Raw genomic sequence first — 11,349 nt, 5'->3', positions numbered from 1 at the left:
AATTCATATTATTAATAACGTATTTGATAAGTTCGTTAGATGATATCTCATAATTGAAGGACATTTGCTGGCCATACACACAGATGCCGTATCTCTTAAGGATCCACCATGTGACCGGATTTAAATCCCCGTTTCCATCAGATTGTATTTTTTTATCGAAATAGGTGGGAACGAGTGGGATTTCTCCGACGGACTTCCCCAAATCCTCTTGTCGGATATAGGCCCCCATAATATCTAATCCAGAAAGCGTTTGTTCAACATCCTTGTGCGCTTCCGAAATCAATCGGATGTCAGATGGAGTTAACGTTCGATTAACAAATACGAGAAAATCTATATCGCTTGAGCCCTCAATAAAAGCATTTAGAGCAGTCGAGCCATAAACATAAACAGATACGACGGTATTTGGGATGCGGAATTGTAGCGATTCGCATAACTTTCGCATAGATTTATCAACAACTTCTGGTATTATTGTAGCCATTCTGATACCCCACCTTCTTAATATGATTTTGGTTGTTCGCTTGAGAATAGTTGTAGGAAAGAATAAGGAACTTACCCTGCTTATGATAAACGTATTATATTATTCTAAAAAGAGAAAATTTCCTAAATCTTTTTTCTAATTTTATTATTTTTGATGTAGGTTTTTATTTAAGCTAATCTCTCTCTAGCTCAATAAAACGAGCAGGCTACCGCGGCGCCTGCTCGTTTGTGCTCGATTCAACTATCGTGTCCGTTAGTGTAACGACTGATTAGAAACATATTTCCCGCCCCCCCTGCGAGATCGGATACTCCGAGTGATGTCAACCAGCTTATTCAATGTCGCGTAACCCGTTTACATCGCATTGGCCATATTCATTATCACCCACAGCAACCACCGTGCCGTCCGATTTAAGCCCGACGGTATGAGTGCAACCCGCCGCAACCGCCACAATATCGCGCCAGCCACTTACATTGCATTGGCCATGCTCATTCCAACCCACAGCCGCCACAGTACCGTCCGATTTAAGGCCGATGGTATGATTACTGCCCGCCGCTATCGCCACAATACCGCGCCAGCCGCTAACATCGCATTGGTCATGTTTATTCAGTCCCACAGCCGTCACCGTTCCGTCCGATTTAAGACCGATTGTATGAAGATAACCCGCCGTGACCGCCACAATATCGCACCAGCCGCTTACATTGCATTGGCGATACCGATTATTACCCACAGCCGTCACCGTGCCGTCCAATTTAAGACCGATGGTATGCCAGTCACCCGCCGCGACCGCCACAATATCATACCAGCCGCTTACATTGCATTCACCTTCATTATTTCGGCCCACTGCTACCACCGCGCCATCCGATTTAAGCCCAATGGTACGACACCAGCCCGCCGCAACCGCTACAATATCGCGCCAGCCGCTTACATCGCATTGGTCATGCTTATTCCCCCCCACAGCCGCCACCGTGCCGTCCGATTTAAGACCGATTGTATGGGCATTACCCGTGTTTGTCGCCATATGAACATTACCAGCCGCGACCGCCACAATATCGCGCCAGCCGCTTACATCACATTGGCCATATTTATTATCACCCACAGCCGTCACCGTGCCGTCAGATTTAAGCCCAACGGTATGACGACGACCCGCCGCTATGGTATCTTTAGGCAAGCGTTTCACCTTTAACGCCGCTTCTTTCGGAGAAATGTAATCCATGTCTTACCTCCTTGAAAATCGGCCGCCCATATTGCAAGAAGATGATGGTCCGTATCCTGCAAGGTACCGCCGCGACGCATAGTGACGAACCTAGAGTCTCGGATCTCGCTGAAAATCATTCGTTTACCCATATTAAAAACTCCTTCACTTTACATTCAAAGTTGGCTTTTTCGTTTTCCATCTTTATCATGGAAGATTTATATTTAAAGCAGGACGCACACCATAACCGTCTATATTGTTATTCCCGTAGCTGCGAATACTGCAACCTGTACCTGCAAAAAATGCACGTGAAGGCTTGTTTCCTTGTGTTCGCAGCCACCACCAGGAACAGCCCATTTCTTCGCCGTCTCTGATGATATAGTTATCTTTGTTCGTTTTATCATATACATATAAGCTGCATCCATCGGGCTTTTTCGTCTTGGCAAAATCGGTTCCAACAGCGCGCCTCAACTCCTTGCCGTGGATCTCAGATAAATCATTTGTCTCAGCAACGCTAAGTAGAAAGACCTTGTCCTCCGTATCCGGGCAGCCCTCTCCGTTGTCCGTGCAATGAGTCGTCTTTATGAATTGCTTCTCGGTGGCATTGAATGCGGCGTTATAGAATTCATCATTCAGCCACTCGCGCAAATCGCAGTCATGCCACGTAATTTCCATGCAATCACGCCACTTCAGATCCGCGCTCTTGCCGTGATACCTCTTACAGTCCAAAATATACTCACTCAAAACAAACAGCTCGCTTCCTGAATTTTGAAGAACACGCCATTTAATCGCCAGTTCTTTACCGTCTACAGACTGCGGATACGTGCCGAACGCAATGAATTCGCCGGGCTTTAGGTTCCGGTAAGTTAAAGCAAAATGACCCTTTTCCATTTAGCTTTCCTCCTCGATTTTTCATTCTAACTTCGATCATATAACATTCATGCAAGATTTCATTTGATATACCAAGAATCCTTGTGTGGACGGCCATTGTCTCTTATAATATTGTTGCCGTACTTTAGAGTTTGACTTTAAGGAAGGTGTCGCAGGTGGACAAAACCTTTACGCCGAAGCAGATGGCCAAGAGACTTCATGTCAGCACCACAACCTTGCGAAGATATGAAAATCTCGATTTGGTGCCTGACGTACCTCGGACAGCCAGTAATAGAAGATATTATACTCCGTTGCATGCTCAAGCTTTCCTTGCTTTACGGTCCTTGATCAAAGGATTCGATCTGCCTATCGCCTACGATGTCATGAACTTATTAAAAAAAGGTCGCGTTGAACAAGCACTTTGGATGATCAATTTACAACAGTACAACATTCAGGTAGAGAAGCAACGAGTCGAGGAGGTCATGAGCCTCATTCATCAAACTGATTTCTCCATGTATAGGAATATTCAGGTCACGGATGAAATGAAAATCGGAGAGGTCGCCGTTATCGCTGGGGTAAACCCATCCGCTATTCGACACTGGGAAAAGGAGGGGCTTATTCGCGCTAAGCGGAATCCGGAAAACGGATATAGAGTCTTTACATCGCGGGAATTAAAAAAGATTATTGTGCTAAGCAGTTTAAGGAAAACCTTCTTTTTCATTGAAAGCATGAAACAGTTGCTTGAAGCTTTAGAGACACATGATCTAACTACGATTGAACGCTCCTTCAAAGTGGCTCTTCAGAAGCTGAATGAGCAGTTGGAAAAGCAAATGAATGGCATAACAGAAATGATGAGATATATACAATGTTATTGAGCGTCCTTCAACTATATTTTCCGAAGAGCCATACAAAACAAGGAGCAGCTGCCGGGCGAGGCAAACTGCTCCTTGTTTCGTTCAACCCAAGCACCCGTTAATCAAGTAACGGGCTATGTTTCGATATAGGTCTTATTTCAAAAAAACGACGCCTTGGTCAGCCAATCGTTGATGCAGCTTCGGAATGGAGACTTGATCAAGATGAATATTTCCCTCGACCGCACACGCCGCCGCTATGCCTGCCGCTTGTCCGAGCGCATAGCAGGTAGCTTGCACGCGCATGGAGGACATGGCTACATGAGTGGCGGAGATACACCTTCCGGCCACGAGAAGGCCCTTAACCTGAATGGGAATCATACAGCGGTAAGGGATATCGTAACCGCTGAGCTGACGCTCGTCGCACGTCTTTTTGCCGTCCGGGCTGTGAATGTCGATTTCATAGTTCGTCTGGGCCACAACGTCTTCGAAGCGTCGGCCGCTTGTCAGATCATTCTCCGTTAACGTATACATTCCTTCGATTTGATTCGTTTCCCGAACGCCGATTTGGCCGGGAATATGCGATAGAGTGTACGTCTCAAATCCGTTTCGCTGCAAATAATGCGCGACGGAGAACACTTGACGAAGACCTTCCTTCTCGGCGTGATTGATGTCTTCAATCTTGGCGCCGTTCCCCTTCACCCGCGTCATGTTGACGAGCAGCATACCATCATTGTTATACTCCCAATACAGGTGCCGACCCTGCGGCAAATCGTTTATTGATTCGTAATAATAGCAGTCATCCGGCAAATAGGGTTTAACCGGCTTGCCGGTATTCTGCATCATGAACATCAATGTCATCGGTTGGGTAAGACCGTCGCCCTCTCGTCCGGAATGCGTTGGAACACCCGTATCCTGAGCCACCCGCGCATCCCCGGTACAGTCAATGATCGATCGGCCAAGGAACGCTCTCAGCCCTTCCCGCGTATTGGCGATTACCCCTGTAACCGTATCGCCTTCTTGGATTGCCGCAACAAAGCTTGTATGATAATAAACCTTAACTCCTTCCCTCTCCAGCTTGGCATTCAAATAATGACGTACGTTAAAAGGGGAGTATTGCGGCCAGATGGAGCCTTGGTGCGATTGCGGCAAATAGTTCGGCATGACCTCAGACACGAGCTCCCGATAGATCCCGGTCACGTTGCCTACCCCCATGAAAATACTTACATTACCGAGCGTTCCCATACCGCCCAATTGACCCGAATGTTCCAGAAGCACGACTTTCTTGCCGCTTCTTGCCCCACTGATCGCAGCAGCCGTTCCTGCAGGACCTCCGCCAATGACGACGATGTCCGCGTCATCATAGATCTCGACATTACGCTGTAATGAAACCTTACTCATGCCTCAACCTCCCGATACTGAAAGTGGTTTCAGTATACGTGTGAAACGAGTTACATTAAAGTTTCATTTTTGTTACATTATGAGTACATAGGAAAGGGATCAAGGAGGATAATGGATGCCCCGGAAGAAAGTCGTCACACTGCAAGTTATCGCCGACCAGCTCGGTGTTACGGTTCATACGGTATCGAAGGCGCTGCGAGGCTTGCCCGGGATGTCGGAATCCACCCGCCGGGAAATATGCCAAACAGCCAGGCAGCTCGGTTATCTGACAAAGGCGCAGACGGCGGGGTTATCCGCGGAGCAAATCCCCTGGGTTGGTGCGGGCAAGCCGCGAAGGTTTGCCATGCTGATGGCAGCGGATCAGAGCTTCTACCATATGCAGGTCCAGGGATTGCAGCAAAGAATGAATGAACTGGGACATGTATTGTCGGCCATGGTGCTGCCGAATCATTTCACGAGTGAAAAAGAGGTTATGGAGTGGCTGGAGCGCAGCGGGGTTCTGTATATGGATGGACTGTTCACACCGCCTGCATTGCCTTATTGGATCGAAGCCATACTTCTGCGGCTGCCGCTCCCGAAAGTAATGATCAATTATCCTCCCGACAGCGCCGAAGCCGACAGCGTAATTTGGGATGTCCAGCATGCGGTACACCAATCCGTAAACGCATTGTACGATTACGGGCACAGACGTATCCTATTTATCGGCGACATCCATGATCAGCGAGGCTTCCGGCTTCGCTGGGAAGCGTTCCAAGCCGCTTGCGCAAGACTGAAGCTGCCGATTGATCCGGCAGCGCATATGACGGAGGTCACCGTACCCCAAGCGGAGAGGCTGGAGCGTTTAAGATCCAAGCTGCTGTCAGGAGACTACACAGCCGTACTATGCAGGAATAATGAGGACGTCAATTTGTTATTGGAGGTTTTACATTTGCTCGGGCTTTCGGTACCCGATTCCATTTCATTGATCACAACTGACCACGACAGCCATCCCTTGTATCCAGGTATATCAAGACCGATCTTGCTTATTCGTGAAGCCGCGGAACGCGCCGCGGAATTGATGCTCCGCAGAATCGCCAATCCCCGGCTTCCGTTCGAGCATGTACGTCTCGCCGGTACCTTCTTCTGGGGGGAAACGGTGAAGTCGGCTTCGAGTGGGCTTAACCGGGCTCAGCGTTGATAAATAGACCCTATCGCGCTTGTAGTGTGTAAATGTATAAAGGGTCTACAGCTGCTATCATCGGGCTCGCCTTCTTATGAAGATAACCAGCAAGATTAACAAGGATAGAGAAATTGCAAGAACGATGCCGTTTGATGCCAATCGGTTATCTGGTTCTGTATCCATCGTTGATAGTTCTAACGGCGCCTCTTGAGGAATCATTATCTTAGCGTTGATCTTAGCGGGTTCATATCCTGTTCCTAATGCTTTAAGATCATTTTGCGCGGATGTAAGGGTCTTCGTTCCTTCACAGAACCCGGTTTCGAGCCGATCGGGACCACCATAAGCATAAACGATGTATTCCTTATTCACTTCGAATCCCTCATATCCACAACTTACCGAACTCAATGCGGTGTAAACCGCTGTCTGAGAACCCACTTCACCTTTCCATACCGTTTTCACTTCGAATTGAGCTTCAACAGGATCTGCGGAAGACTGTATCTCCCCTTGAACAGGTTTGGTCAAGCTCACTACTTTCCCCGTAAAGATGGCCGTTTTTCGATTCAACTGGTCTTCTATGTTTGGGACTTGTGCGCAAGAGCATGCATGGACAGTTACAGGCACGACCGCAACCCACATACCGAACACGAGCAGAAAACCTAGTATAACCGTTGTTGTTCTCTTCCACATTATCATCACCTCATCAGTTTGGAGGGAATTCCCACATCTAACTAGACGAATCTAGCCTTGTATTGTTGCAGAGCCGTGCCCGTTTACGCTGCATTTTCCTATGACCCCCCTCAAGCGTAGGCCGATCCTCATATTCCTGTGCGGCGCTATGAAGACAATCGTAGCGTATATCCACAAAATACCGTAAACTAGCTTTGAAACTCAATTCCAATGAGATGGGTGATTCGATGAACGAACACGATAGGCAGCACCAGATCCTGATCCAGCAAGCGACCGCTTCTGCTGCGCAAGCACATGAAAGCGTATCCAAGGATTATTACCGCCAAGGCTTTCACATCATGCCACAGGCTTATTTTATGAATGATCCCAATGGGCTTGTCTACTACAAGGGTGAATACCACGCCTTCTTCCAGCACCTTCCGTTCAGCGTCCACGATGGCGAGAAGGTATGGGGGCATGTAAAGAGCAAAGACTTGGTACATTGGGAATACCTTCCGGTGGCAATAGCGCCAAGCCAGTCATATGACCGGAACGGCTGTTACTCGGGGAGCGCGGTTGACGATAACGGTATACTGACGCTGATCTATACCGGTTATATTGAGCGGGAAGGAGACCGGACGGCCATTCAGATGCAAAATCTAGCGTTCAGCGAGGATGGTATTGTATTTCATAAGTATGAGAACAATCCGGTCATAAGCGATCCTCCCGAGGATGGATCATTGGCGGATTTTCGCGATCCGAAGGTATGGAGACATGAAGATACGTGGTACATGGTTGTCGGAAGTTCCAAATTCGGCTACGGAAAGACGCTCATGTACCGTTCCGAGAATCTGCGTCAATGGGATTACATCGGGGTAGCGGCGGAAAGCGACGGATCCATGGGACAGGTATGGGAGTGTCCGGACATGTTCCCATTCGAGCGGGATACACATGTATTCCTCACCTCCTCGCTTATCATCGAGAATGAAGCCATTACAGGTGGTAAGAACCTGTATATGGTCGGGTCATTGAACTATGAGCAAGGTAAATTCAACAGCACATTCGTAGGCGAGACGGATTGCGGGTTAGACTTCTACGCTGCCCAAACATTCCACGACGGTCTAGGCCGGCGCATATTGATCGGCTGGATGGACTGGCATGCCGCACCGCGCATTGAAGCGGTCAGCAACTGGTTCGGCTCGTTGACCGTGCCGCGAATCATGACCTTACTCCCCGATGGGAGCGTCCAGTTCACACCGGCACCGGAGCTGCAGCAATTGCGTGAGGGACATCAGCATTTCGAAGAGGTAAACCTTCAGGAAGGGATACGTGGAGCTTGGGGAGATATCGTCGGCGATTGCCTTGAGATCATCGCCGAATTCGAGCTAGGCGATGCGGAACCAGATGCCGAGTTCTCGATTTCATTGCGCCGTTCCGAGCTACATGACCAGGAAACAATTATCACCTACAGCAGCGAGACGGAAACCTTGACCTTCAATCGTGACAAGTCGGGAAGTGGCTTCACGGGGAGCAAATCATGTTCATTGCTTCCGATGTCGGGTGGTCGGATTAAGCTGCACATTATTATGGACCGCTCTTCCGTGGAGATCTTCATGAATGAAGGGCGGCTTGTCAGCTCGAATCGGATCTACCCCCACCCGAACAGTCAAGGCCTGGATGTGTATGCCTCGAAGGGTACCGTCAAGCTCAAGCAATTGGATGTATGGAAGCTGAAGCGCGTCACGCTGTAATGGATTTTAGCTTGAGGATTTGACGTCTTAAAAAGACAATCATCTCAGACATAGAGAATGATTGTCTTTGTCTATATTCAATTCACAACGCCTCGTTCTTTATTTATACTACTTCGAATACATGGCAAACTCAAAGTCGCTAATAAGTAGGTGCGAGATCGTTTTTTGCTTGTTGCCGTTGAACAAAAACGATATATAATACTTGTTCTTCATCGGCTCATTAGGCAAAGGCAAGGATTCCAGCTTGACTAATGAGCCGTCAACGCCTTGATCCTCTTTCAAAAAGATGAAGGTGGCATATAGATCACTGTCCCCACTGTCCTTTTCAACACTCACCCCATATTTTTGCTGGACCTCTTTCTTGGTGGTGAGCAGGTTAACATTTCGGACCGTAGAAAACCTTGTAGATAAGTTATTTCCCGAGCTGACCATTAGCCCCGCTGCTTTGCCATCCCTGTAATACACTTCGAGACCCTCATAATTATATGTGCCCATGTAATCCTTTTCCGGCTGAAATCCAAACCAATTATCGATCTCTTTTTTCGCCATGCCAAGACGAATTTGCTTTTTCAAGACCGCATCATATATGGACAAATCCTCTGTGCTGAAACGATCAGAGGAAAACGTATCCTTCAAGGCGTTTGTGCTTATAGATATTTTATGATCCCCGTGCCAATAAACCTTCAGACCGAGGCTTTCAGCCACAAACCGCAGCGGTATCATTGTTCTGTTCTTCAAGATGACCGCTTCTACATGAAGCATTTTTTCTTCGTTATCCACAAGGGCCGTTTTATGGCCGATTTGTAGAGTTATGCTTTTTCCGTTGTACTTGATGTCAATAGTATTCATAGCTTCGTCCCACTTCAAGGTACCCCCCAGCTTTTCAATAATGATTCTTATAGGCAGTAAGGTAGTCCCTTTTATCAGCAGCGGCGCTGTTTTAAAATCAGGATCAATTTCCTCTGTCTTCCCATTGAAAATCATCGTTGGACTGCCGATTTCAAAAACAAAAAATCCATACTCCCCTTCTTCAGGAACGAGCTTATTTTCATTTGTGGGCTCAGCGGCAAATACATGATTCGTTAGTAAACCAAAGGCAAGCAAGCACAGTAAAATAACACAGCTACGTTTTCTCATTTCAGCGTCAGACCCCCATGTACGAATATACCTTTCTATTTATTCATTCGTTGGTAACAGGAGTTATAAGGGGAGTTAACGTCTCAGAATAGGTGTATTTTTTACGGTTTATCTTCAACATGGATCGATACTACTTGATCTGTACTTTCTTTTGGCATACATTCAAGGCTGTGTGCTGACGGTTAAGGGTATTAAAAAGGAAGGAGGAAAAGTATCTAAGACTTATGACTAGCTTCGTGATCAAATGTAACGGAGGAAGCTTATGCCTATTTTCAAACCTTCACAATGTGCGATTAATTTATGACATAGACGGAGACGCGCTGCAACGGGCAGGAATTAAAGGAATACTTTTAAACTGGAACAGGCTGCCGATATTATCGGCAGCCTGTTATCATTACACTATCGTTCTCTGTCACCACAATATACAAGTAAACTCATCTTAGTGTTTTTTGGACTTGCATATTCGTAATCCACGAAAATATTCTTCCCTTATCTTTGCTCTAAAGCTGCTTCAAAAGCCGAAGAAACTTTTTCAAATTCTTCATCATTTTCGATCACCGAAAGCTCATCACTCTCATTGACTTGCAGAAAGAATATATTTAGATCTTCTTTTTCCTTCTCCCCATCCTCAAGCTCAAGCTCGTCCAAGTATGCAACTGCTATATAATGTTGGTTCTCCAAATCTAGAGAACCCAACACCTCGACCTCTTGTTCAGAACCCTCATCGTCCACCAACGTGAGAACATCACCGTTTTCCATCATCACATTTAGCCCTCCTTGGTTGTAAGACATATTATTCTTATATATTTTTCCACAAAGATTAAAAAAAATTCATTACATGTAAGTCAAGAAAATGATAACCATTTTGGAAATTGTTATAACTCCATTTTTAGATGAACGGAACTGCCATTGAAGCCTATGCCTTATGCGAATTCTTTTACAAGGAGGATTTCGAACATCGTAAGACTAGAGGTGTTCAACACCCGGAGCATCTGACCGCCGTTGGGTATGAAGATCAACTCTCCATCCTTCACGGTGGACATGATCCTCATAATCCTCTTCTATCTGCCGCACAAGCTCCCCTTTATAAAATAGCTTCTTGTAAACTCCATTTTTTTATTTGTATCTTCACGCAAAGTTTGGGATTTGTTGCGCACACCAGTCCTATTTGAATAATGGCGGCCGCTGCTATTTTCTTTTATGGAGAGATACCCCAACATACTTCTCCACTCGAAAAAACACTTCCGGAGCAACCAACAGTATTACAATCGAGCCATATAGTCCAATCGTGTAGCTGGTTATGTAAGCGACGCCGATCATCTGGTGAAGTATGAAGGTGAACAGATGGATCAGCATATTCGAATAGCAAAAGGTATAGCTCCGGACCATCCACCGACGGTGCTGGAGTATCCGTTGCTTATAGATGTGGACAAGAGCTGTCGTCGTCAAGACGAGCCAAAGAATATTAAGCAGATTGAAGCCCATGCTGTTTATTTTCCCTCCCGTGGCGTAAGGCGCCATGTATCCGGAGGTCAGCACTACAACAAGCACGGATGTTATATACACGTAGCCATTCACTCGATGAAAACGGCGGTGCTTCTCATAGCTGCGAGCAGAGAAATTGATGAGCCCCGCTGCCATGGCAACGCAGGCAAATCCCACATGAATGTACATGACCGTTATCCAGACCCGGGTCTTAAGCTCATGCTTGAGATCCGTTTTATAGCTTAGAAACGCCTCGGCTCCAGGATCTATAATGTAATTGTTAACCAAGGCATACAAAATGTAAATCAGACTGACGCACGCGATCAGCTTGTAGAAGGATTGTCGTTTCTCCATCGGTT

At 46.8% G+C, this 11,349-nt stretch carries 11 protein-coding genes; 3 read left to right on the top strand and 8 right to left on the bottom strand.

The features are described 5' to 3' along the window. The 3 genes from NNL21_RS34345 to NNL21_RS34335 form a co-directional block, all read right to left on the bottom strand. Positions 1-478 (bottom strand): nucleotidyltransferase domain-containing protein (locus NNL21_RS34345; RefSeq protein WP_256555675.1); only part of this gene is annotated, 478 nt, incomplete at its 3' end. 328 nt (positions 479-806) lie between these two features. Then, a complete protein-coding gene (locus NNL21_RS34340) occupies positions 807-1,691 on the bottom strand; it encodes an RCC1 domain-containing protein (protein WP_204822325.1) in 885 nt (294 codons plus the stop codon). A gap of 186 nt (positions 1,692-1,877) precedes the next feature. Beyond that, positions 1,878-2,561: a DUF6273 domain-containing protein gene (locus NNL21_RS34335; protein WP_204822324.1), complete on the bottom strand. Its 684-nt coding sequence runs from the start codon at positions 2,559-2,561 to the stop codon at positions 1,878-1,880. Positions 2,562-2,716: 155 nt separating this feature from the next. Between NNL21_RS34335 and NNL21_RS34330 the strand changes: the two genes are divergently transcribed. After that, a complete protein-coding gene (locus tag NNL21_RS34330; RefSeq protein WP_204822323.1) occupies positions 2,717-3,415 on the top strand; it encodes a MerR family DNA-binding transcriptional regulator in 699 nt (232 codons plus the stop codon). A 132-nt stretch (positions 3,416-3,547) separates the two neighbouring features. Here NNL21_RS34330 and NNL21_RS34325 read toward each other — a convergent pair whose 3' ends face one another. Further along, entirely contained in the window at positions 3,548-4,792 is a 1,245-nt protein-coding gene (locus NNL21_RS34325) for an FAD-dependent oxidoreductase (protein WP_204822322.1), read from the bottom strand. A 115-nt stretch (positions 4,793-4,907) separates the two neighbouring features. On the opposite strand from NNL21_RS34325, the gene NNL21_RS34320 reads away from it, so the two are divergent. Continuing rightward, positions 4,908-5,969 carry a LacI family DNA-binding transcriptional regulator gene (locus NNL21_RS34320; protein ID WP_204822321.1) on the top strand — a complete coding sequence of 354 codons (1,062 nt, stop codon included), beginning with the start codon at positions 4,908-4,910 and terminating at the stop codon, positions 5,967-5,969. A 57-nt stretch (positions 5,970-6,026) separates the two neighbouring features. On the opposite strand, the gene NNL21_RS34315 is transcribed toward NNL21_RS34320, so the two are convergent. Further along, entirely contained in the window at positions 6,027-6,638 is a 612-nt protein-coding gene (locus NNL21_RS34315; RefSeq protein ID WP_204822320.1) for a hypothetical protein, read from the bottom strand. Positions 6,639-6,865: 227 nt separating this feature from the next. On the opposite strand from NNL21_RS34315, the gene NNL21_RS34310 reads away from it, so the two are divergent. Next, positions 6,866-8,368, top strand: coding sequence for a glycoside hydrolase family 32 protein (locus tag NNL21_RS34310; protein WP_204822319.1), 1,503 nt, complete (start codon positions 6,866-6,868; stop codon positions 8,366-8,368). Positions 8,369-8,476: 108 nt separating this feature from the next. On the opposite strand, the gene NNL21_RS34305 is transcribed toward NNL21_RS34310, so the two are convergent. The 3 genes from NNL21_RS34305 to NNL21_RS34295 all read right to left on the bottom strand — a co-directional run bounded on the left by NNL21_RS34305 (position 8,477) and on the right by NNL21_RS34295 (position 11,344). Then, entirely contained in the window at positions 8,477-9,505 is a 1,029-nt protein-coding gene (locus NNL21_RS34305; RefSeq protein ID WP_204822318.1) for a stalk domain-containing protein, read from the bottom strand. 489 nt (positions 9,506-9,994) lie between these two features. Beyond that, positions 9,995-10,267, bottom strand: coding sequence for a DUF1292 domain-containing protein (locus NNL21_RS34300; RefSeq protein WP_256555673.1), 273 nt, complete (start codon positions 10,265-10,267; stop codon positions 9,995-9,997). 426 nt (positions 10,268-10,693) lie between these two features. Continuing rightward, positions 10,694-11,344, bottom strand: coding sequence for a DUF2306 domain-containing protein (locus tag NNL21_RS34295; protein ID WP_204822316.1), 651 nt, complete (start codon positions 11,342-11,344; stop codon positions 10,694-10,696). Positions 11,345-11,349: the final 5 nt, after the last annotated feature.

Source organism: Paenibacillus mendelii (genome assembly GCF_024498075.1).
Taxonomy (GTDB): domain Bacteria; phylum Bacillota; class Bacilli; order Paenibacillales; family Paenibacillaceae; genus Paenibacillus_Z; species Paenibacillus_Z mendelii.
This window is presented reverse-complemented; position numbering and strand designations above follow the sequence as displayed.